At 60.4% G+C, this 20993-nt stretch carries 18 protein-coding genes and 1 tRNA gene; 8 read left to right on the top strand and 11 right to left on the bottom strand.

Features of this window, described 5'->3' with window-relative positions; genetic code table 11:
* Positions 1-7 precede the first annotated feature (7 nt).
* Positions 8-1399, top strand: a complete 1392-nt coding sequence (locus tag AC5SSZ_RS01595; protein ID WP_495436443.1) for a hypothetical protein — start codon at positions 8-10, stop codon at positions 1397-1399.
* 380 nt (positions 1400-1779) lie between these two features.
* Here AC5SSZ_RS01595 and AC5SSZ_RS01600 read toward each other — a convergent pair whose 3' ends face one another.
* From AC5SSZ_RS01600 to AC5SSZ_RS01620, 5 genes are all read right to left on the bottom strand, one after another.
* On the bottom strand, positions 1780-1935 hold the full coding sequence (locus AC5SSZ_RS01600) for a hypothetical protein (RefSeq protein WP_274839873.1): 156 nt from the start codon (positions 1933-1935) through the stop codon (positions 1780-1782).
* A 171-nt stretch (positions 1936-2106) separates the two neighbouring features.
* A complete protein-coding gene (locus AC5SSZ_RS01605) occupies positions 2107-3117 on the bottom strand; it encodes an AraC family transcriptional regulator (RefSeq protein WP_065271206.1) in 1011 nt (336 codons plus the stop codon).
* A gap of 636 nt (positions 3118-3753) precedes the next feature.
* Complete coding sequence (locus tag AC5SSZ_RS01610) at positions 3754-4950, bottom strand: UbiH/UbiF family hydroxylase (RefSeq protein WP_065271205.1); 1197 nt, start codon at positions 4948-4950, stop codon at positions 3754-3756.
* 74 nt (positions 4951-5024) lie between these two features.
* Positions 5025-5273, bottom strand: a complete 249-nt coding sequence (locus AC5SSZ_RS01615; protein WP_495436447.1) for a hypothetical protein — start codon at positions 5271-5273, stop codon at positions 5025-5027.
* Positions 5274-5461: 188 nt separating this feature from the next.
* On the bottom strand, positions 5462-6106 hold the full coding sequence (locus tag AC5SSZ_RS01620; RefSeq protein ID WP_495436450.1) for a pyrimidine 5'-nucleotidase: 645 nt from the start codon (positions 6104-6106) through the stop codon (positions 5462-5464).
* Between the two features lie 144 nt (positions 6107-6250).
* Here AC5SSZ_RS01620 and AC5SSZ_RS01625 point away from each other — a divergent pair, with 144 nt between their 5' ends.
* Positions 6251-6901 (top strand): GntR family transcriptional regulator, encoded by a 651-nt coding sequence (locus tag AC5SSZ_RS01625; RefSeq protein WP_065273565.1) that lies wholly within the window; start codon positions 6251-6253, stop codon positions 6899-6901.
* 28 nt (positions 6902-6929) lie between these two features.
* Here AC5SSZ_RS01625 and AC5SSZ_RS01630 read toward each other — a convergent pair whose 3' ends face one another.
* Complete coding sequence (locus AC5SSZ_RS01630) at positions 6930-8954, bottom strand: glycosyltransferase (RefSeq protein ID WP_495436452.1); 2025 nt, start codon at positions 8952-8954, stop codon at positions 6930-6932.
* A 97-nt stretch (positions 8955-9051) separates the two neighbouring features.
* On the bottom strand, positions 9052-10215 hold the full coding sequence (carA, locus tag AC5SSZ_RS01635; RefSeq protein WP_065271201.1) for a glutamine-hydrolyzing carbamoyl-phosphate synthase small subunit: 1164 nt from the start codon (positions 10213-10215) through the stop codon (positions 9052-9054).
* Positions 10216-10396: 181 nt separating this feature from the next.
* Between carA and AC5SSZ_RS01640 the strand changes: the two genes are divergently transcribed.
* Positions 10397-10870 (top strand): GatB/YqeY domain-containing protein, encoded by a 474-nt coding sequence (locus tag AC5SSZ_RS01640; RefSeq protein WP_065271200.1) that lies wholly within the window; start codon positions 10397-10399, stop codon positions 10868-10870.
* 78 nt (positions 10871-10948) lie between these two features.
* On the opposite strand, the gene AC5SSZ_RS01645 is transcribed toward AC5SSZ_RS01640, so the two are convergent.
* The 3 genes from AC5SSZ_RS01645 to AC5SSZ_RS01655 all read right to left on the bottom strand — a co-directional run bounded on the left by AC5SSZ_RS01645 (position 10949) and on the right by AC5SSZ_RS01655 (position 14272).
* A complete protein-coding gene (locus AC5SSZ_RS01645) occupies positions 10949-11704 on the bottom strand; it encodes a prephenate dehydrogenase (RefSeq protein ID WP_065273564.1) in 756 nt (251 codons plus the stop codon).
* Positions 11705-11913: 209 nt separating this feature from the next.
* The gene (locus AC5SSZ_RS01650) at positions 11914-12408 is read right to left on the bottom strand and encodes a DUF2244 domain-containing protein (protein ID WP_495436458.1); all 495 of its coding nucleotides are present in this window, start codon (positions 12406-12408) and stop codon (positions 11914-11916) included.
* Between the two features lie 160 nt (positions 12409-12568).
* Positions 12569-14272: a cytochrome c oxidase subunit I gene (locus tag AC5SSZ_RS01655; RefSeq protein ID WP_065271198.1), complete on the bottom strand. Its 1704-nt coding sequence runs from the start codon at positions 14270-14272 to the stop codon at positions 12569-12571.
* 240 nt (positions 14273-14512) lie between these two features.
* Here AC5SSZ_RS01655 and AC5SSZ_RS01660 point away from each other — a divergent pair, with 240 nt between their 5' ends.
* Positions 14513-14935, top strand: coding sequence for an HIT family protein (locus tag AC5SSZ_RS01660; RefSeq protein ID WP_495436461.1), 423 nt, complete (start codon positions 14513-14515; stop codon positions 14933-14935).
* Positions 14936-15298: 363 nt separating this feature from the next.
* Here AC5SSZ_RS01660 and lipB read toward each other — a convergent pair whose 3' ends face one another.
* Complete coding sequence (gene lipB / locus AC5SSZ_RS01665) at positions 15299-15982, bottom strand: lipoyl(octanoyl) transferase LipB (RefSeq protein WP_274829651.1); 684 nt, start codon at positions 15980-15982, stop codon at positions 15299-15301.
* A 133-nt stretch (positions 15983-16115) separates the two neighbouring features.
* Between lipB and AC5SSZ_RS01670 the strand changes: the two genes are divergently transcribed.
* From AC5SSZ_RS01670 to AC5SSZ_RS01685, 4 genes are all read left to right on the top strand, one after another.
* Positions 16116-17747, top strand: coding sequence for a peptidoglycan-binding domain-containing protein (locus tag AC5SSZ_RS01670; protein WP_495436465.1), 1632 nt, complete (start codon positions 16116-16118; stop codon positions 17745-17747).
* A 170-nt stretch (positions 17748-17917) separates the two neighbouring features.
* Positions 17918-18004 (top strand) — tRNA-Leu (locus AC5SSZ_RS01675).
* Positions 18005-18302: 298 nt separating this feature from the next.
* Positions 18303-19280: an ABC transporter substrate-binding protein gene (locus AC5SSZ_RS01680; RefSeq protein WP_495436467.1), complete on the top strand. Its 978-nt coding sequence runs from the start codon at positions 18303-18305 to the stop codon at positions 19278-19280.
* Positions 19281-19283: 3 nt separating this feature from the next.
* Positions 19284-20993 carry an ABC transporter permease gene (locus AC5SSZ_RS01685; RefSeq protein WP_495436469.1) on the top strand — a complete coding sequence of 570 codons (1710 nt, stop codon included), beginning with the start codon at positions 19284-19286 and terminating at the stop codon, positions 20991-20993.

Here is a 20993-nt window from a genome sequence, read left to right on the forward strand (position 1 = left end):
TCGTACAATGCGCATTCTCGTTCTTCTCAGCGTTCTTCTTCCTGTGGCGGCTGCCGCGCAGGACAATCTGGTTTTCATTGATCAGATCGGTTTGGAAAACGAGGCGCTGATCGATCAGGTCGGAAGTGGCAACCAATTGGGCCTTGATACGGATGTCGCGCTGCAGGAGGGTTATTATAACAGCCTGATCGTGACCCAGACGGGGGCGGACAACCAAGTGGGCACCATCGGACGGGGTTTTGAGCAAAGCGGCAATTCGCAGACACCTACGATTTTCAACCAGGTCGACATCACCCAAGGCTCCAACAGCAACCTTGTGGGAGAGGTACTTCAGGCCGCAACCGGGGCCATCCCATCTGGCGCCAACCGCCTGTTCATTCTGCAAGGACAGTCCGGGTCGGGAGATGGCAACCAGATCATCACCGTAATCCAGGAACAGCTGGACGGAATGCCTGGTCAGATTGCCCAGATTGAACAGACCGGCACTGAAAACACTCTGCTGCGGGTCGAGCAGCGGTCCGAAACGGCCGCGCAATTCGCCGAGAACATCATCCGCGCCCGGTTCACCGGATCCTACAACGGTCGCGGTCAGCTGACCGGGCCTGCTTTGCTGTCCCGCGCCCTCGACAACGCGCTCATCCAGCGTATCGGCTACGATAATATGGGTGCAAACGGCAATGAGATGGATCTGACGGTTTCTGGGGATTTCAACCGTTTTGGCATCTTTCAGGGCGGACGCCGCAATTCGGTCGGTTTCGTCACAATCACCGGCGACACAAACGAAGTGGGGCTGCGCCAGGATGGTTTGCAGAATGATATCACCATGTCCACGGTCGCTGGCGATGAAAACCGGGTCGGGGTGGGGCAGATCGGCACGAACCGCGCCTGGGTGGAGCTGACGGGGTTCAGCAATCGGAACGACATTCTCGGGCTGCAGGAAGGCACCAACGATCTGGAGTTCTATGTCGAAGGAACTGGCAATATCGCCTCAGCGGACCAGAACTATTTGTCAGGATTGGGGGGCGGCAATGCCGCGGAATTCCGCATTCTCGGAGACAGCAATTTCCTAGACCTTCTGCAACAGGGGCAAAACACGGCTGTCTTTCTTGTTGAAGGCGACCTGAACAATGCCGCACCTGCAAGCTTCACGGGTGTTGCAGCCAGTGATCCAGGTCTGACGCCGGGTTTCTTCAAGCAACTTGGCTTCGGGAATGATGCCGCGACATCCATCACCGGGGATGCAAACCGCGTTGCCGCGGTACAGGACGGTGATGCGAATGGTTTCACGGTCATCATTGTCGGCAATACGAACCAGGCCGCCGTCGCACAGCGCGGAAACGCGAACGACGCGTGGATTTCTCAAAACGGGACCGGAAATACGGCTGCAATCATCCAATAATCTGGCCCCCCCTTTATCTCTGCCAATATCGTGCACTTGCGGAGCGGAGAGGATGTAAGCGCTTTGCCGCGCTACTGGCCTTGGCGGACGGTTCTGTATGGGGCGCTTCGTCTTGCGCCGCCGAACTGCAACATGGAGTTGGCCAGAAGCGGCTGACGCCCGGGGTCCGTCAGCGGGATGTGACCGCCCCCCTGCGAAATTCCCGCCTGTCAGGTGGCGGGCGTCGGCGGCAAATTCAGGGGGCAGGTAGGGGCTGGACGCGGCGCTCAATTGGGGCAGGCAAAGCCGCGAGGCCCACAGGAGCGGATGAGACGAGAGACGGGCTTCACCGGACGGATCGAGAAAGAATGCTGCTTTCACGGTTGATTTGCGTGACCATGCTATCGTGTTTGAGAGTGACCAAGAAAGGCGAGCTGCCCCTGAAACTGGCCGCCATAGACGCCGGAGGACCGGGGCATCGTAATGGGAAGAAGCACAAGACCGGCCGCCATGGCAGCGGCCAGTGCCAGTGCAAGAAGAGAAGTCATTTCTTTCATTTGCGGTTTCCACTTCCTGGGCTGAATGGTTTTAAAGACGCACTGGCCGTCTGGCGCATGGCGTACTCAAGGTATCGTTACATGTTTTGTACGGTGTTCCGGGGGCGGGGGTCTTGGCAGGTTCTGCCAGCCATATGACCCTATCTGCCAAACCGGGGGGCCACGCTGCAGTTATTGGGTCGCTGCAGCCTGCCGGTATTGGGCAGGTGCCTGGCCAACCCAGCGTTTGAAGGCGCGGCTGAAAGTACTCTGTTCGGAAAATCCGGTGAGGAATGCGATCTCGGCGATCGAGAAGTCGCTTGTGGTCAGCAGTTCATGGGCAAGTTGGGTTTGGGCCTGTTTCAGAGCCTCTCGATAAGTCAGCCCCTCTTCGGACAGGCGGCGGTAGAGAGTGCGTTCGCTCATCCCCATGGCGCGCGCGATGTCGCCCGCTTGCGGCAAGCCATGTTTCAGGGCCTGTGACAGGTGGCGCATCAGATCGGTCATCAGCGGTGGGTTCTTGTGCAAGGCACACATTTCCTCATCCAGATGCCGGATCAGGAAGTCGGACACCGCCTTGTCTCCGAGCCGGACCGGCAGATCCAGCGCGGTGGAGGGCAGGGCAAGGGCGTCCTGGTCGGCGCCGAACCGGACCTCGCAGCCAAAATACTCGGCATAGCGTTCAGGCGTGCCTCGGCAGGGGTGACGAAAGGATGCATAGGAAAACTGGATATCCTGTCCCAACAGGCAGCGGATCTTGTGAGCAAAGCTGGCCAATGCGCATTCATTGCGAAATTGCAGGACGGGATGAGTGACGGAACGCTCTTCGATGATCAGGCGAGCAGGGTCCTGAGTTTCATCAAAAAGATAATCGACAGTGTCGGTCATGAGCCGGAAATAGCGCTCGATAAGGCGCATGGAGCTACGGAGATCAGGTGCCGTCTTGATCGCAAGCCCCAGCACCCCGAGATCGTCCAGCTGGATGGTCTCTGCGTAAGTGGAAATGAGAGCGACCTCATCTTCCTGGGTGCTCCGTATCCAGTCCAGAGCGTTGAAATACTCGGCCTCGGGCATGATCCCATCCGCGCCCGGCCGAAAGCGATAAACAACTTCCCCTTCAGAGAGCAAAGCACCGTCGTCCGACATCGTCAGACCAGCGGCATTGGCCATCGTCGCCACAAATGTCGTTGTTACACTTGGCATTCGACTCTCCCTGTTTGGGAAACGAAGATAATTTATCTTTTGATTTAGGGATAGAGACTTCGGGGTGTCCTTGGTGCCTCCACGGGCGTCGTTGTTGCGCCTGTCGGCTCCATTTGGGTGCCTGACGCGCTTTGGGGCGGTGGCAGCGCCTGCAATTAGGGGCTGGTCCGTCATGATGCGCCTCCTCCCTGATAACCTATGAGTTAACTGATCAGTCAATGATCTGAAGGGTGTACTGATCGGTACGTAAATGTCAATGTGATTCTTTTCTGCTCCGCTTACTTCACAAGTTGGAGAGGGAAAATCTAATGCTTTTCAGCAGCTTAATAACTTGTTTGCAAAACTCACGCGCGCGTGAGTGAAGACGGATCGGTACACCTTTGAGATGAGTTCGGCGGTGCGATCATGAGGCACGGTCGTGGTCAGGGCGCCGTCTAGGCCGATCGCGATAGCGACATGCCGTGGTGCCCAAAGAACCCAGCCAGACGGAGGCTCGCTGAGTAAATGAAAATCGAAGCGTTCTCAGACGCCTGCAACATGGCAGCAGGGCACTGCGACGTTAGCCGCAACGGGAAAGGCCCGCCAACTATGGCAGGCGCGGCATCCACCATGATGCGCCCGAAGTTCTTTGCCTGGTTATTTTACGCCAAGGCCCATCTGCATCAGGGTCCGGCGCACCGGCGCCATTGAATAGAGCGCATTGAGGCCAAAGGCACGTAGATCGCGCAGCGGGCGCGGTGCCAGCATTGAGGTGCGGTTCAACAGGTCGATGCCTTTGACGCGCAGCATGATGTCCTTGTGGCGGGCCTTGTTGTAGGCCTCCAGCATCGCAGCATCGCCCAATCCCTCGGGGCGGGCCTCGGCCAGTTCCAGCAGACAGCGCAGATCACTCAGCGACATGTTCAGCCCTTGGGCGCCGATTGGCGGCACCACGTGGGCCGCCTCTGCCATCAACGCCAACCGCTCGCCGTTCAGCCGCTCAGCCGACTGGCTGATGATCGGCCAGATGGTGCGGCGTGAGGCCAGCGTCAGATCACCCAGCAAGCCACAGCTGCGCCGGGTCATCGCAGCCTCGAACTCTGCCGTCTCCATCTGCAGCAACTCGCTCGCCCGCGGACCGCGTTCCATCCAGACTACGGCTGAGGACGGCAAGCCTTGATAGTCGGGCAGGGGGACCAGGGTGAATGGCCCGCCCGAGCGGTGGATTTCGGTCGAGACGTTTTCATGTGGGACCGGATGGGTCACTGCAAAGGCCAACGCCTTTTGCCCGTATCGGGTGGTCTTGACCGGAATGCCTGCGGCCTCGCGCATCGGGGAATTGCGCCCGTCGCAAGCAAGAACCAGTTTCGCCTTTTGCTGGCTGCCGTCGGTCAGGGTCACGCGGGCTTCATTCAGGCGGGTGAACAGCTGCGTGGTGCCAACGCCGGGGCGGAAATCTACATTCGGTAGATCAGCCAGCGCTGCGACCAGCTCCCGGCGCAACAACCAGTTGGGCAGGTTCCAGCCAAAGGGTTGGTCCGAGATATCGGCGGCGTTGAAATCCCGCACCACTCGCGGTTCGGGGTGCTCTCCACCAGCATCGACGATGCGCATGATCTGGAGGGGGGCGGCGTGACCGGCAAGCCGGGCCCAAAGGCCGCAGCGTTCCAGTAGGTCGCGGGCGGGTTGCAGAACTGCGGTGGTGCGCAGGTCTGAACCATCGACATCGCGTTCGGTGATCGGGGGGGCCGGATCGACGCAGATCACCCGGAATCCTGCAGAGCCAAAAGTGGCGGCGGCCGTCAGTCCGGCAATACCGCCGCCGGAAATCAGGATGTCACAAGTCTGGTCCATGGCTGCCGCCTTTCATCGTCCGTCTGCCCTGAGATATGCCCCAAGGCAGAGGAATGACAAGCGGCATATGGTCCTTATCCGCGCGTGATCAGGATCAAGAGCGTGAACATCACCGGTACAAGGCACAGGGCTGGTATATAAAGACCGGGAACGCCGAACATGACGACCGAGCAACCCCAGAGGCTGACGAAGGTGCCAAGCGCGTAATAGATGTTTTCCTTGGCGCCATAGGCGACCTCTTTGCAGATCCGGCCCAGAAGGGGGATGGCAAACAGCAGCCGCTTCCAGAGAGACAGGCGTTCGGGGAGGGTATAAGCAGTCATATCGCGTTTCCTGTATGTATTACTGCGGCTTCATCTAGGTCAGGAAAGGTGACTGTTGCAGGCGAGATTTCGTCGCAGTCAGCTTACGCGTGGAAAACCGCTCAGCTGAGCCGCAGATTGGCGCAACTCGGCCGCCACCCTGCCGCGCCGGGCGAGCCGGTGCAGTCATTGGACGCGCGATGTCGGCCTTATAAAATGCGGCTCAAAAACCCGGACAGGTCATCGGTGTGGTGATGGATGTGATCGCCGTCTTGCGGGGCTGGCGCGACATGGACAGTGCGCATGCCCATGGCGTGCGGTGCAGCCAGATTGCGTGGATCATCCTCGAACATGGCGGCGCTTTGTGGCGCAATGCCCGCCTTGGCAAACACAGTGTCGAATGCCTGCCGTTCCGGTTTTGGCCGGTAATCGGCATGTTCGACGCCATAGATCCCGTCAAACAGCCCAGCCAGACCGCGCGCTTCGAGAACCCGCTCGGCATAGGGGGCGCTGCCGTTGGTATAGACGATCCGCCGCCCCGGCAGATCCCTGATCCGGGCGGCAAGCTCGGCATCCGGGTCCAGCGGCGCAAAGGAAATGTCGTGCACCGCAACCAGATAGGGATCGGGATCAATGCCGTGCTCTTGCATCAGCCCGGCCAGGGTGGTGCCATGTTCACGCCAGTAGTGTTTGCGCAGACGGTCGGCCTCGGCGTGATCCACGCCCAGTTCGGCCATCACATAATCGGTCATCTTGACCTCGATCTGATCGAACAGCCGCGCCGAGGGCGGATAAAGCGTGTTGTCGAGGTCGAAGACCCAGTGACGGACATGAGAGAAATGTGATTTGACCATGCTCTTCGATTAAGTTGGATGCAGCTGTTTTACAATGCCGCGTGGGCTTTCTGGCCTGCGTGATTTCGGCGCAAATTGAGCAAGAGGCTTGATTGGCCGGGGCCGCACTGTAGAAAAGACCGGATGAAATCCAACGGAAAGATCATGAACCAGCACCGCAGCACCCAGAAAGACGCCTATGCGCTGATCCTTGAGGCCATCGACGTAGGCGTGTACCGGCCCGGCGACCGACTGGTGGAAAGTGATCTGGCCGAACGCTTTGGCGTCTCCCGCACGCCGATCCGCGAAGCCCTGCAACGGCTTGAAACGCAATCGCTGCTGGAGCGGGACGGCAGGTCGCTGATCGTGGCCTCGCTGGATCATAACCAGATGGCCGAGCTCTATGTGGTGCGGCGCGAACTGGAAGGTCTGGCGGCCCGGCTTGCCGCGCAGCACGCCACCGAGGAAGAGATCCGTGTCCTGCAGGAGATGGTGAAGGCCGATGATCAGCTGGTCGATGATCCGACCGAGCTGGCCAAGGCGAACCGGCGCTTTCACGAACAGATCCACCTTGCCTCGCACAACCGCTATCTGGTCCAGCAGCTCAATCTGGTGCACCGGACCATGGCCCTGATGGCAACCACTTCGCTGGCGGCCAAGGGACGCGGCAAGATCGCGCAATCTGAGCATAAGGGTATTGTGGATGCGATCAGCAGGCGCGATGCGGATGCTGCGGCAGATGCCCTGAAAGATCACATTTCTATCGCCTTCATGACCCGTCTGAAACAGGATGCTGGCGACCGCAGCAAAGGCTGAGAGTCAGGTTGCGACTCTTGCAGGCAGGTCAACTCTGTGCGCTGCTGCAGGCCTCGGCCTGTTCTGCGCTCCGTGTCTGTGGGTCATAATAATCGTCCGGCGCGTGGATCCCATGATCGGTCTTGTCCCAGAAAAACGGATGAAAAACCAATTCATAGAGGCCCTTGTAGGCGGCGAGGACTCCCATAGGATAATAGAACAGAAGGCAAGGTGCCCACAGGGCCAGCCATCGCCGACGGGTAACAAAGGCTGCGACAACAGCCGTTATCTGGTTCAGGAGCTCAATAATTACGATGCTTGCGACGGCGAGCGCCAGCCAGCCTCCGGGAACCGTGTCTGCGCTGGGATGAGGCAGCCCTAAGGCGACGAGCCAGAAGCTCCACAGGAATGGCGCGAGCAGAAATTGCCCGACAGAGCACAGAAAGAAGATCTGGAAGCCGATGAACCGCCACCAGCCAAGATCCCGAAGAAGCTGCGCCGGGGATCGCATGTGGACGCAATAGGTTACCATGAAACCTTTGAGCCAGCGTGATCTCTGCTTGATCCAGGGCCAGGGGCGGCAATTGGCCTCTTCATAGGTGGTGGAGGCCAGCATCTTGGTGCGATAGCCCGCTCGGAACAGGCGCACGCCCAGGTCGGCATCCTCGGTCACATTGTGGGCGTCCCAGCCGCCAACCCGGTCCAGAATGTCGCGCCGGATGAACATGGTGGTGCCGCCAAGCGGAACGACCAGTCCCATGCGGGCAATTCCATGCAGGATAATGCGGAACCAGCTGGCGTATTCCAGCGTAAAACAGCGCGCGATCCAGCTGGCGCGAGGATTGTAATAATCCAGGACACCTTGCACACAGGCCAGTTCAGGAGGAGCATGGGCAAAGGCCGCAGCCACCCGGTGCAGCTGATCGGGCTGCGGCGCATCCTCGGCATCCCAGACGCCGATGATTTCACCCTGGCAGTGGTTCAGCGCGTAGTTCAGCGCCCGGGGCTTGGTCTTCAGGTCCGCATAGGCGGGCACCCTGATCACCCGGATCCAATGGGGCAGCCGGGCCTTTTGCACCGCCCGCAGGGTGATGGCGTCATCCTCTTCCAGCACCAGGATAACCTCCATAAGGTGGCGCGGATAGCGCAGTTTCCGGAGCCGGTGCAAAAGCGCGCTGCTGATTTTTGCCTCACGGAACAAGGGCACCAGGACGGAGATGCGGGGCAATTGATCCGGTCGCAAAAGGCTGCGGTGGGGCCGGGGCGGGCGGTAACGCTCTGCAAGAAAGCCTGCGAGACCGATCACCCGAAAGCCAGTAAACAGCAGGAGCAGCGCAAGGGCCAGCGCGCTGAAGGCGCTGAAAACGAACATCGGAACCAGAATGGTCAGGCTCAGCACCATCCCAATCCACACCGCCATTGCCATATGGAGCCTGCCATGGGCGAGGAAGCGGCTGCTCATCTCGGACGGCACGCTGACGCTGGCGTTCCGGACCATCCGGTGCCGCAGGGTGCGCGTCAGAAGGTCCTGCACCTGCACCTTGCGGGCAAGAACCGGGATCACGGTGCCAAAGGCATTGCGCAGTTGTGCCTGAACCCGGTCGGCCTGGCTGAGATCGGCCATGGCCACAACGATGGAATCCCCCAGCCGCATCCAGGGCACGGCAGAGTTTCGCAGCCAGAAGGCCGGGGGCATTTTGTGTAGAAGGTTTGGGTCAGGGCGGGCGTTTGCCAGCTCGACATAGCGGAAAACGTCTGGGGCAGAGGCTTTGTTCCCCTGGGACGTTCGCGCGCCTTTTCCAGAGGATCGCGTGGTCCTTGGCAACATGGACTGCTGGCTGTCTGGCGGGGATTTTCCATGCTGCCGCAGCGTTAGCGCACGGATAGTTGCGTCCGCCGGTGGTCCGGCGCTGGGCGCTGGCGGCTGGCGCGGTTTGATCCTTGCCGGAGGGGCGCCGAAAGCGGAATGGTTCCTACTTTTTTGGTTCTGACGCGCGGTGAAATGAACCTGCGCCTGATGCGCCCGGATGAGCGCGCTTGCTGGAAGTCGCAATCCCGGTGTGTGTTTGCCCATGTCAGATCAACCCCAGATGGAATGTGGGGCTACGGTTGCCGCCCATGGTTAATGGGCGGTTAACAGTGCTGAGCTTGGGGTTTTCCCGGGGGTCTTTTTACGAAGCCTTGCGGGTCGCCATGGCTTCCGCAAAACGTTCGAAAAGGTAAAAACTGTCCTGCGGACCGGGGCTTGCCTCCGGGTGGTGCTGTACAGAATAGACAGGTCGCCCGGTCATGGCGATGCCACAGTTGGAGCCGTCAAAGAGCGAAATGTGGGTCTCTTCCACGCCTTCGGGCAGGGACTGCGCGTCTACTGCGAACCCGTGGTTCATCGAGGTGATCTCAACCTTGCCGGTGGAATGCTCTTTCACCGGGTGGTTTGCACCATGGTGGCCGTGGTTCATCTTGACCGTCTTACCACCCAGCGCCAGCGCCAGCATCTGGTGTCCAAGGCAGATGCCAAAGACGGGCAGATCGGTGGTGTCGAGGATCGTCTTGATCATCGGCACGGCATAGGCGCCGGTGGCCGCCGGATCGCCGGGGCCATTGGACAGGAACACTCCGTCAGGATTATGGGCGAGCACCTCTTCGGCCGTGGCCGTTGCAGGCAGAACGGTCACATCGCAGCCCGCAGAGGCCAAGCAGCGCAGGATGTTGCGCTTGGCGCCATAGTCGACGGCGACGACTTTGTGCTGGGGGGCCTCCTGACGGGTATAGCCTTCGGGCCAGGCCCACCGCATTTCGTCCCAGCGATAGCTTTGGGCGCAGGTGACGTCCTTGGCCAGATCCAGACCTTCCAGACCGGACCAGCCGCGGGCGGCTGCAACCAGTGCTTCCACGTCGAAGTTGCCTTCTGGATCATGCGCCAGTGCCGCATGCGGAGCGCCCTGCTGGCGGATCGCGCGGGTCAGGCGCCGGGTGTCGATGCCGCCGATGGCGATACGGCCGGTGCGGGTCAGCCAGGCTTTCAGCTCTTCGGTGGCGCGCCAGTTGGAGGCCAGCGTCGGATCCCATTTCACCACCATGCCAGCCGCAACCGGATCGCCGGTTTCGTCATCCTCGGGGGTGACGCCGGTGTTGCCGATATGCGGGAAGGTAAAGGTCACGATTTGCCCGGCATAAGACGGGTCGGTCATGATCTCCTGATAGCCGGTCATCGCGGTGTTGAAACACAGCTCGGCCACGGTTCGTCCTGTTGCGCCGAACCCGGTTCCGTAAAAGACGGTTCCATCAGCAAGCGCAAGGCACGCGGTTGGCTTGGACGGTGCGGTATCGGCCATGACACGACTCTCCATGAGGTGAAATTCAAGGGCTTGTAGGGGGTGGTTCAGAGCGGGTCAAGAGCGCTGCGCACAGGCGCGACAAAGCCTGCAGGCAAAGGGCGTCAGAGCGCGCGCTTGAAATGCGGCTTTCAATTGGATAAACGTCCGAATTCCGATGCCATGGGGATGGGTACAGAAAATGGATACGCGTACACGGGTCAATCAGGCCCTGAAGCAGGCCATGAAAGACAAGGCAGCCGAACGGCTGGCAACGCTTCGCCTGATCAATGCCGCGATCAAGGACAAGGAAATCGCCGCGCGCGGTGATGGTGAGGAAGGCAGCATCGGCGATGCTGAAATCCTCGGGATCCTGGGCAAGATGACCAAGCAGCGCAACGAAAGCGCCCGCGCCTATGAAGAGGGCGGTCGTCTGGACCTGGCTGAGCGGGAACTGGCGGAAATTACCATCATCGAAGAATTCCTGCCCAAACAGCTGACCGAAGAAGAGATCCGCAGCGCGGTCAAGAGCGCGGTCAGCGACACCGGTGCGGCCTCGATCCGGGATATGGGCAAGGTCATGGGCGTTCTGAAGTCCAAATACACCGGCCAAGTCGATTTCGGCCTTGTTGGCCCGATGGTCAAGGACGAGCTGTGCTCTGAAGGCGGCTGCTGAGGCAGCTGCCGGAACGGGCACTCGCCATGAAAAATTGAGTGCGAAAAAAAGGCCCGCATCGCTGCGGGCTTTTTGCTTTTATGGCAGTTCGGCATCCAGAGCGCCGACCACGGCCCCGGCCTTGCGCAGGAAATCTTCGCGTACCTTTGCGGCAAAGGGATTGGCTTCTGCAATTGCGGCAAAGACGGCAGGGGGATCCCCCTGAACCATCTGCACCGCTTCGACCAGCCGGTCAAAGCTGGCAGTCGTCATCCGGGCGGGCAGGGGGCCCATGTCGGACAGGGTCCGGGCAATTAGGTGCGTCAGCCCCTGAACGGTGGCGGCCTCAATATCGTGCTGCTCGGCGGTGGTCAGAATCACCTGTAGGCCCAACACCGTTCTGAGAAAGGCCGCCAGGGGCAGGTGAGACCTGCCACGTATGTTGCAAAGGGCAATCTTGTGACCAGCGAGGCCAGCGCGGGCGCTTTGCGGGCCAAAAAGCGGGTGGGTGCCCACGAGGTCGACATGATCCGGCAGGCGGCTTTGCATGATTTGTACCGGCTCCAGCTTGACCGAGCCGACATCCGCGACAATGGCGTCGGGCTGAAGGTATGGGCGGATCTCACTACAGACGCTCCCGATGGTATGAACCGGCACCGCGAGGATCACCAACGGGCAACCAGCGGCCGTGGCCAGATCGCCGGCGCGCTGGTTCGGTCCTGAGATGGCGTCTGGTGGCAGGGCTGGATCGCAAATCACGAGCGGTACATGCGGCGACAGGTGTCGGGCGATCAGCTTACCGAATTGGCCAAAGCCGATCAGGCCAACCGTGTGGATATGAGGCATTGAAGTCATCGAAACGCTCCGGTGGGCCACGAAACCGGAGGAGTGTCTGATGCTGCTGCTGACCGCCGGATCGCGGCGGGTGAACATCAAAACAAGTGTATGCGGCCGCCGTTATGGAAACAGCGGATAATAAACGGTGCTGAAAAGAGGCGTCGTTTTACACATGCAGGCTGAGTAGCCCGCGGACCGGGGAAAGTCAAAACCCGATTTCAGCAGGCTCAGCCCCGCAGTGCCGATTGCAGGTCGTCATAGAGCGCTTTGCGCTCCTCCTCGGACAGGAAGGCGCCGATCTCGACCTCCCGGCCTCCGCCGCGCAGGGTCACGTAGTTGGGCACTGGTCCATCGTAGGCGTGCAGTTGGACTGTGGTCCAATGGCGATTGCAATGCCAGCTTTGATGTCCGCCGCGGGGGCCGGTGCGCTCCAGCCGGGCTTCTTCGGGGCCCAGCGTCAGGACCTCCAGGATCTGCCGGTCGCGTCGGCTGCGGTCCAGCGCCCATTTCATGCCGAAGAGGGTGATCAAAAGAAACGGCAAAAGCCCCCAAAGAACGAAGGATCCAAGCAGCGGCAGCAGGGGCACCGCAATCAGAGCGGCAGTCAGGGCCAGAAACCGCACGTAGCCTTCGACGGGCAGGGATTGATGCGGCCACAGGTGCAACTCACGAGGGGCATCGCCATCTGCGGGGCTGTCGGCGTGGGTCCAGTTGTAGGGCATGAGACGAGCAGGATGTAAGGATTGGATAGAGCTTTGAAGTATGGTCCCGGCGGGCAGGTTTTCAAGGCGCGCTTTGTCGCAAAAGACAAGATTGAATCTACGAAAAAAGGCCCCGGAACATCTGCTCCGGGGCCTTTTGTTTTACTGCGCCATCCACCTTTTAGTGGGAGTGGGAACGATCCCAGTCTTCCTGCTTGGGCAGGATTTCAAAGGTGTGCTCGGGCGGCGGCGAGGGCAGCGTCCACTCAAGCGTATCGGCATATTCGTTCCAGTAGTTGTTCTGGGTGATACGTGCGCCGCGCAGCAGCGAGTAGATCACGACACCGAAGAAGAACACGAAGGATGCGAAGGACAGGAACGCGCCGTAGGACGAGATCTTGTTCCAGTAGGCGAAGCCTTCGGGATAGTCGATGTAACGACGCGGCATGCCCTGACGGCCCAGGAAGTGCTGGGGGAAGAAGGTCAGGTTTGCACCGATGAAGAACATCCAGAAGTGAATCTGAGCGCCGATCTCGGAGTACTGCTTGCCGGTCATCTTGCCGAAGTAGAAGTAGATGCCTGCGAAGATCGCGAAGACAGCACCCAGCGACATCACGTAGTGGAAGTGAGCAACCACATAGTAAGTGTCGTGATAGGCACGGTCCACGGCGGCCTGCGACAGAACCACACCGGTCACACCACCAACGGTGAACAGGAACAGGAAGCCGAAAGCGAACATCATGGGCGCTTTGAACTCGATGGAGCCGCCCCACATGGTTGCGATCCAGGAGAAGACCTTAACCCCGGTGGGAACCGCGATGACCATCGTTGCCAGCATGAAGTAGGCCTGCTGGTTCAGCGACATACCAACGGTGTACATGTGGTGCGCCCAGACGACGAAGCCCAGAACACCGATCGCAATGATCGCCCAGACCATCGGCAGGTAACCGAAGACCGGCTTCTTCGAGAAGGTCGCGATCACGTGGGAAATGATACCAAAGCCCGGCAGGATCACGATGTACACTTCCGGGTGGCCGAAGAACCACAGGATGTGCTGGTACAGGATCGGGTCACCACCGCCTGCGGGGTCAAAGAAGGTAAAGCCGAAGTTACGGTCCATCAGCAGCATGGTGATGGCGCCAGCCAGAACCGGCAGGGACAGCAGGATCAGCCAGGAGGTAACAAAGATCGACCAGGAGAACAGCGGCACCTTGAACAGGGTCATGCCGGGGGCACGCATGTTCAGGAAGGTGGTGATCATGTTGATCGCGCCGAGGATCGACGAGGCACCCGAAACGTGGACGGCGAAGATCGCCAGGTCCATCGAGAAGCCGCCTTCGTTGACCGACAGCGGCGGGTAGAGAACCCAGCCCACGCCAGAACCCATCTGGTCGTTGCCGCCCGGTGCCAGCACCGAGGCAACCGCCAGCGAGGTGCCAGCCACGTAGAGCCAGAAGCTGAGGTTGTTCATCCGCGGGAACGCCATGTCCGGCGCGCCGATCTGCAGCGGCATGAAGTAGTTGCCGAAACCGCCGAACAGTGCCGGGATGACCACGAAGAACATCATCAGGATGCCGTGCGCGGTGATCAGAACGTTCCAGAGGTGTCCGTTCGGGGTACATTCGCCCGGAACAGATGCCGCCATCGTGCTCAAGAAGCCGCTGATGAGACCTTTGTCCAGGTGCTCCATGCACATGTACTGAACGCCGGGGTCCATCAGCTCAAGCCGCATGAACACGGTGAACGCGACGGAAATGAAACCTGCAAGCGCCGAAACGATCAGGTAGAGAATGCCGATATCCTTATGGTTCGTGCTCATGAACCAGCGGGTGAAAAAACCGCGCTCGTCTTCGTGGCCGTGACCATGAATGGCTGCGTCTGCCATTTAAGGTGCCTCCTGTTGCAAAACTTAAGGCCACTGGGAGGGTTTCCGGGCGGCCTAGACTCGATGTTGGTTTTAGAGCGCCCTTAAAGGGCCTTCAATGGCGGAGTTTGATCTGGATCAAGAATAATTGTCGCGGGGGGTGGCTTTTCTGGGGGCATTCCTATCGCGGATCGGCAATGTTAGACCTGCGCCAGCCCGGCGCGCAAAACCGGGAGACCGCCAAGGATGGAGAGACAGCCGATGCCCGCCTATGATTCTGACAATATCTTTGCAAAATTGCTGCGCGGGGAAATCCCCTCGGCGCGGGTTTATGAAGATGATGATACTCTCGCTTTCATGGATATCATGCCCCGGGCAGATGGGCATCTTCTGGTCATCCCGAAAACACCCTGCCGCAACGTTCTGGATGCCAGCCCCGAGCAACTGGCGGCCGTCATGCAGACCGTGCAGAAAATGGGCCACGCGGTGCTCAAGGCTTTTGACGCGGATGGTGTCACCATCCAGCAGTTCAACGAGGCCGCAGGTGGGCAAGAGGTGTTCCACCTGCATTTTCACGTGCTGCCGCGCAAGGAAGGCGACAAGCTGCGCCCGCCGGGCAAAATGGGCGACATGGAGCAGATCCAGGAATACGCGGCCAAGATCCGGGATGCGGTCGCCGGTTGACTGGCTGATGCAATGCTGAACGACATCGCTGCCGCATCTTTTTGAAGGGCGGCGGCGAATATTAAATCGACCGAAAACTGGGCGTTGTTCGGGGGCGGACCGACCGGGTGCTGGTCAGGCGTTTTGCCTCTGTCTAAGATGGCCGTCCATGCCCGCTGCCTGCCTCTGGTTCTTCGGCCAGCCTTCTGGGGGCGGGGACACAACTCATTGGTGGGATTGGGCGGATCTCCATTGCATTGGTCTGCCGATGCGGCTTCCCTGACAGTCAATGTATAAGGTGGCAAAGCGGTCACGTTCTGTGACCGTGTCGACGCCAGACCGGTCCGGGAGCTGCCGGACCGGACATGGAAGGCGATCCTGGGATCAGGCGGAGCAGGATGCTCCGTTGGCGGCGGCCTCTGCCCCGAAGACCTCATCGAAGCTGCGGCGCAGGGCGACATCGACATCGGCCATGGTGACGGGCAGGCCCATATCCACCAGACTTGTGACGCCATGCTCCGTGATGCCGCAGGGCACGATTCCGGTGAAATGCTCCAGATCCGGTTCCACGTTGATCGAAATTCCGTGGAAACTCACCCATTTACGCAGGCGGATCCCGATCGCGGCGATCTTGTCTTCGGCCATTTCTCCCGTCGCGGTGCGCGGCTTGTCCGGGCGTTCGATCCAGACGCCGACACGGCCGCAGCGGATGTGTCCGGTCAGGTTGAATTCTGCCAGGGCGCGGATCACCCAGTCTTCCAGCTGCTGCACAAAACGGCGCACATCATGGCCGCGTTTGCCCACGTCCAGCATCACATAGACAACCCGCTGACCGGGGCCGTGATAAGTATATTGCCCGCCGCGTTTTGACGGGTAGACCGGAAACCGCTCTGGGTCGGTCAGGTCTTCCACCCGCGCCGAGGTTCCGGCGGTGTAAAGGGGCGGATGTTCAAGCAACCAGATGCATTCATCTGCCTCGCCTGCGGCGATGGCTGCGGCCCGCGCCTCCATGAAATCGGTCGCTTCCTGATAATCGACGGGGGTGTCGGATGTGATCCAGTCAACCATTGCAGGGCACCTCTGATGGAGTTTTAGGAAAATGGAAGTCCAATGCTGCAGGAAAAAATCTGCAGAAAATCAGCATTTTCAGGGTATCCTATTTGCAATGATTCTTTTTGTTGTTCAATAGAGGGCCTGTTTCATGTTCCGTACCCCGATCAAGACCGCGCTTGCGGCGACCCTGTTTCTATCTGCCCCTTCTGGCCCCGTTGCTGCTGATAATCTTGGGGCCGCTCTTCTGGGCGGCATTGTCGGCGGCGCCATCGTCAATGAGGTGAACCGCAACAAGAAACGCCGCACCGTCAGCCAAGGCTATTCGGCCACGCGGGCGCACAACCGTGAAACGCAGGCTTCTCTCAACTACTTCGGCTTCCCGGCGGGTACGCCGGATGGCGTCATGGGGCGTCGGTCCCGGACTGCGATCAGCCAGTACCAGGTCCATATGGGTTTTCCGGCAACCGGTCAGCTGACCGCCTATGAACGGGATTTTCTGGTCTCATCTTATAATCGTGCCCAGATCGGTGGTCCGCAGGTAATTAAGGCGATGCAAGGCCCCAACGGCGTGCGCGGCTTGCTGCACACCTGGCGGGATGAGGCCGCAGGCGTGCGCAGCGCCAGCACCGGCTATGCCGGACTGCCGATCGAGGTCAGCGATGCTGTCGACGAAATCGCCGCCTCTGCCGAACCGAGCGCCGAGCAGCTGTTGCAGCGCTCCGGGTTCATGCAGCTGGCGGACATCAACGGCGACGGCAAGAACGATTATCTGATCGACACCTCCGTTTCGGGCAGCTCTTTCTGGTGCGGCGCCTCGCATTGTTCGGTCATGGTCTTTGCCTCGACCCCGCAGGGGTACCAGCGCAACGATTTCATGGCGCGCGGTGTCACGACGGCGAGCTTCTCCTGCCATCAGGGCGTGTGCCGCATGAATGATACGATGCAGGCCTCGGGCCAGGGGGCAGGGCAGGCGGTACCCGCAGCCCCGGCGCCTGCAACACCTCCGGCTGCGTCGCAGCAGGGCGGCACGGTGATGGCATCGGCCGGTGGTCAGGCGCTCGGAGCGATCCCGACCTTCAATGCGCCTTCGCAGGCGGCACAGACGGCCTCTTTGGCCAGTCATTGCAGCAAGGTCAGCCTGCTGACCAATTCGAATGGCGGTTATATGACCGTGTCGACGATGACGGACCCTGACCTCGCGTTGGGCGAGCAGTTCTGCATCGCGCGCTCCTATGCGATGAATTCCGGCGAAGCCATCGTGGCGACCCTGACGAATGTGACCTCGGCGCAGGTCGACAGCCAATGTGATTCCTTTGCCCCGGCGATCCAGCCTTTCCTGGCGCGGCTGAGCTCTGACAACAGTCAGGCCGTCATGGCAGATGTGCAAAAGTTCGTGCTGCAATCCAACATGTCGATTGATCAGCTGGCCAACACGGCGGCCGTCTGCATGTTCTCGGGCTATCGCCGAGACAAGCTGGATATCGCGATGGGATCGGCGCTGATCATGGTCGCCATCGGCAAACGCCCCTATGCCGAGCTGATCGGCCACCACATGTCGCAGGGGTTCGGTGCAGCCAAATCTGTTCCTGCGGCGCAGGATTGGTACGGCGTTGCTGTCACGGCCCTGGAAAATGGCGCCGAAGCGGTCTTCTCGCCCGGCCAGCCGGAGCGCGCTGGTCTGATCAAGGCGGCGGCTGCGCAACTCGGTGGTTCCGGCCAACTGCAACCCGTACCGGCCTCTGGCGCCGCGGCGGCCTTGCCGACATTCTCGAACAACTGATCTCCGATCCCACTGCGGAAAGGGGCAGTCAACCGGGCGATTGCGGGCCAGTTGAAGTCTCGTTTCAGCGGTCACAAATTTTCGAAGAGGCAAGATGTCAATTTCAGCATTTTGCCTCTTCACATCACCAGGCGGCTCGTCTATACGCCCCTACACCAAGCCTAGGCAGTGCGGTCGTGGCGGAATTGGTAGACGCGCAGCGTTGAGGTCGCTGTTCCTTAACCGGAGTGGAAGTTCGAGTCTTCTCGACCGCACCAACTATCTTCCCTAAGTTGATTGATCTGAGCGTTCCCATGTCGAGGAGCGTAATCGCAGCGGGTCGTTTCCTACGTGCAAATCAACCAAGCGGTCTGTTCACCCAATGAGACGGGCGCGGGCGTTGGTTGGCATCTGTGCGCATGCATGGGGCTGGCAGCAATGCAGGCCATCTGATTGGCAGGGCCTTTGGGTTTGCGGAAATAAGCGCGCTGTCGGCTTTTCAGGCCTTCCGTCGGAATGTTGTTACACGGCACTGCTAGCCCGGTGAGCAATCGTAACCACTCTACGGAGACTCACATGCGTTTCGCTCTTTCCGCGCTCGCCGCCGCCTTGCTGTCCACGTCTGCGTTTGCCGCCGATTTGTCGGGCAAGCTGGTTGTCTATACCTCGCAGCCCAACGCCGATGCCCAGCAGACCGTCGATGCATTTCAGGCCAAATACCCCGACATCGAGGTTGAATGGATCCGCGATGGCACCACCAAGATCATGGCCAAACTGCGGGCAGAGTTCGCGGCCGGTGCGCCGCAGCCCGATGTGCTGCTGATCGCCGATATGGTCACCATGGAAGGGCTCGAGGCCGAAGGGCGCCTGATGGCTTATCCCGAAGCGGACACATCCGCTTATGATCCGGCGTTGATGGATCCCGAGGGGCACTATTTCTCCACCAAGCTGATCACCACCGGGATCGTCTACAACACCGGCGCCGAGATGGTGCCGACGTCCTATGCCGACCTCCTGAAGCCCGAAGCCAAGGACAAGCTGGCGATGCCTTCGCCGCTGACCAGTGGCGCCGCGACCATTCACATGGCCGCGATCACCAGCAACCCCGATCTTGGCTGGGACTTTTACGAAGGCCTCGCGGCACAGGGTGCCAACCCCAAGGGCGGCAATGGCGGCACCTACAAGGCCATCGCCGGTGGTGAGAAGCTCTATGGCTTTGTTGTCGATTTCCTTCCGATCCGCAACAAGCTGGCCGGTGCCCCGGTTGAGTTCGTCTTCCCCGAGGAGGGCGTGTCGGCCGTGACCGAACCGGCCGCGATCCTGTCGACTGCCAAGAACCCCGACGCGGCCAAGGCCTTTGTCGACTTCCTGATCTCCGAGGAAGGCCAGCAGATGGCATCGGACATGGGGTATCTGCCCGCGCATCCAGGCATCACCCCGCCGGAAGGTTTTCCGGCGCTGCCCGATATCAAGCTGCTCGAATTTGATCCGGCCAAGGCACTGGCTGAAGACACCGAGAGCAAGATGAAGTTCACCGAGATTTTCGGCGGCTAACCCTTGTCCCGATCGAATTATTTCCGCAGCGGAGAGGGGCTGGCCCTTGCCGCTGCGGTGCTTTTTACCTTGTTGGTTCTGGTCTATCCCCTCAGCCTATTGGCGCGTGTCGGGATAACGCAGGACGGCATGCTCAGCCTTGCGCCGCTGCTGGAGGCCCTTGGGTCCCGCTCGGTCTTGCGCGCCTTCTCCCATTCTCTGGAAAGCGCCTTTTTGTCGTCTATCCTGTCATTGGTCGCTGGGACGGGGATCGCGCTTGTCATGGGGCTGACCGATATCCGCTGGAAGGGGGCGTTCACCTTCCTGCTGCTGATCCCGATGATGGTGCCGCCGCATGTGACCGCGATTGCCTGGATACAAGCGATGGGGCCGTCCTCGCCGATCCTGCGCAGTCTGGGCATGGCGCCGGAACTGGGGGCGACCCATCCGCTCTATTCAAAGGGGGGCCTCGTCTTCCTTCTGGGCGTGCAGCATACGCCACTGGTTTTTTTGGTGGTGCTGGCGGCCCTGCGCAGCCTGCCGCGGGAAATGAGCGACGCCGCACGGATCGCCGGGGCCCGCAGTATGGGGCTGTTGCGGCGGATCATTCTGCCTTTGCTGGCGCCGACGCTGATCGCAGCCTTTGCGCTGGCCTTTGTGTCGTCGCTGGGCAATTTCGGCATTCAGGCGCTGCTGGGCATTCCGGCCCGCTATATCACACTGCCGGTGCTGATCTGGCAGAGGCTTGCAAGCTTCGGACCTTCGGTCCTGACCGATGTTGCGGTGATTGCTTCCCTTTTGGCGGTGCTGGCGGTGACGGTCATTCTCGTTCAGACGCTCTTGCTGCGCCGTACCCGCAACACGCTGATCGGGCCGCCGCAACCGCCACTGCAGATCCGGCTCCGCCGGTTGCGGATCTGGACCGAAGGCGCGCTGGCGGGGCTGGTCTTTGCGACGCTGGTGCTGCCGGTTTCGGCGCTGCTGGCGACCGCTCTGGTGCGCACCTATGGGCTGCCGCTGAATGCAGAGACCATCACGCTGGACAATTTTATCGAGGTTCTGTTCCGGCAGGCCGTCACGGCGCGGGCGTTTCTGAATTCCTCCCTCAGCGCAGGTGTCGCCGCCGTTGTGATTTCCGTGGGCTGCATTTTCGTGGCGCGGTTCATGGCTTCCCGCAGGGGCGCCACGCGGCGTACCGGGATGGGCATCGCTACCCTGGCCGAGATGACCTATGCCATTCCGGGGTTGGTGATCTCGATCGCTTTCATCCTGGCCTTCCTGAAGCCGCTGCCGGTTCTGAACATCGCGCTCTACAACACCCTCGGGATCATCTTTCTTGCGTATCTTTGCGCGTTCTTCTCCGTCGGGTTGAAGCCGGTCAGTGCCGCCTTTGTGCAGCTTGATCCGGCGCTGGAAGAGGCCGCCCGCATCGCTGGGGGCGGCTATATGTTCCGGATGCGCCGCATCTTTGTGCCGCTTATCGCACCGGCAGCGGCCTCCGGCGCGATCCTGGTGTTCCTGACGGCCTATAACGAAGTGACAGTCTCGGCTTTGCTGTGGTCCTCGGGCAATGAAACCATTGGCACCGCGATCTACAATTACGAGGATGGCGGTTACACCACACTGGCGGCGGCTATGGCCAGCATCACGATTGTGGCCACGGTGCTTCTGATGGTGGCGCTGGACCGGCTCGGCAAGAACGCTCCGCGTGGCGTGGTGCCTTGGCGCATCTGA

Source organism: Phaeobacter sp. CC-HEC084, from assembly GCF_059429255.1.

Excerpts from the sequence above, each read along its gene's own strand:
- AC5SSZ_RS01595 (WP_495436443.1), top strand. The coding sequence starts at position 8 with ATGCGCATTCTCGTTCTTCTCAGCGTTCTTCTTCCTGTGGCGGCTGCC.
- AC5SSZ_RS01600 (WP_274839873.1), bottom strand. The coding sequence starts at position 1,935 with ATGAAAGAAATGACTTCTCTTCTTGCACTGGCACTGGCCGCTGCCATG.
- AC5SSZ_RS01605 (WP_065271206.1), bottom strand. The coding sequence starts at position 3,117 with ATGCCAAGTGTAACAACGACATTTGTGGCGACGATGGCCAATGCCGCT.
- AC5SSZ_RS01610 (WP_065271205.1), bottom strand. The coding sequence starts at position 4,950 with ATGGACCAGACTTGTGACATCCTGATTTCCGGCGGCGGTATTGCCGGA.
- AC5SSZ_RS01615 (WP_495436447.1), bottom strand. The coding sequence starts at position 5,273 with ATGACTGCTTATACCCTCCCCGAACGCCTGTCTCTCTGGAAGCGGCTG.
- AC5SSZ_RS01620 (WP_495436450.1), bottom strand. The coding sequence starts at position 6,106 with ATGGTCAAATCACATTTCTCTCATGTCCGTCACTGGGTCTTCGACCTC.
- AC5SSZ_RS01625 (WP_065273565.1), top strand. The coding sequence starts at position 6,251 with ATGAACCAGCACCGCAGCACCCAGAAAGACGCCTATGCGCTGATCCTT.
- AC5SSZ_RS01630 (WP_495436452.1), bottom strand. The coding sequence starts at position 8,954 with ATGGGCAAACACACACCGGGATTGCGACTTCCAGCAAGCGCGCTCATC.
- carA (WP_065271201.1), bottom strand. The coding sequence starts at position 10,215 with ATGGCCGATACCGCACCGTCCAAGCCAACCGCGTGCCTTGCGCTTGCT.
- AC5SSZ_RS01640 (WP_065271200.1), top strand. The coding sequence starts at position 10,397 with ATGGATACGCGTACACGGGTCAATCAGGCCCTGAAGCAGGCCATGAAA.
- AC5SSZ_RS01645 (WP_065273564.1), bottom strand. The coding sequence starts at position 11,704 with ATGACTTCAATGCCTCATATCCACACGGTTGGCCTGATCGGCTTTGGC.
- AC5SSZ_RS01650 (WP_495436458.1), bottom strand. The coding sequence starts at position 12,408 with ATGCCCTACAACTGGACCCACGCCGACAGCCCCGCAGATGGCGATGCC.
- AC5SSZ_RS01655 (WP_065271198.1), bottom strand. The coding sequence starts at position 14,272 with ATGGCAGACGCAGCCATTCATGGTCACGGCCACGAAGACGAGCGCGGT.
- AC5SSZ_RS01660 (WP_495436461.1), top strand. The coding sequence starts at position 14,513 with ATGCCCGCCTATGATTCTGACAATATCTTTGCAAAATTGCTGCGCGGG.
- lipB (WP_274829651.1), bottom strand. The coding sequence starts at position 15,982 with ATGGTTGACTGGATCACATCCGACACCCCCGTCGATTATCAGGAAGCG.
- AC5SSZ_RS01670 (WP_495436465.1), top strand. The coding sequence starts at position 16,116 with ATGTTCCGTACCCCGATCAAGACCGCGCTTGCGGCGACCCTGTTTCTA.
- AC5SSZ_RS01680 (WP_495436467.1), top strand. The coding sequence starts at position 18,303 with ATGCGTTTCGCTCTTTCCGCGCTCGCCGCCGCCTTGCTGTCCACGTCT.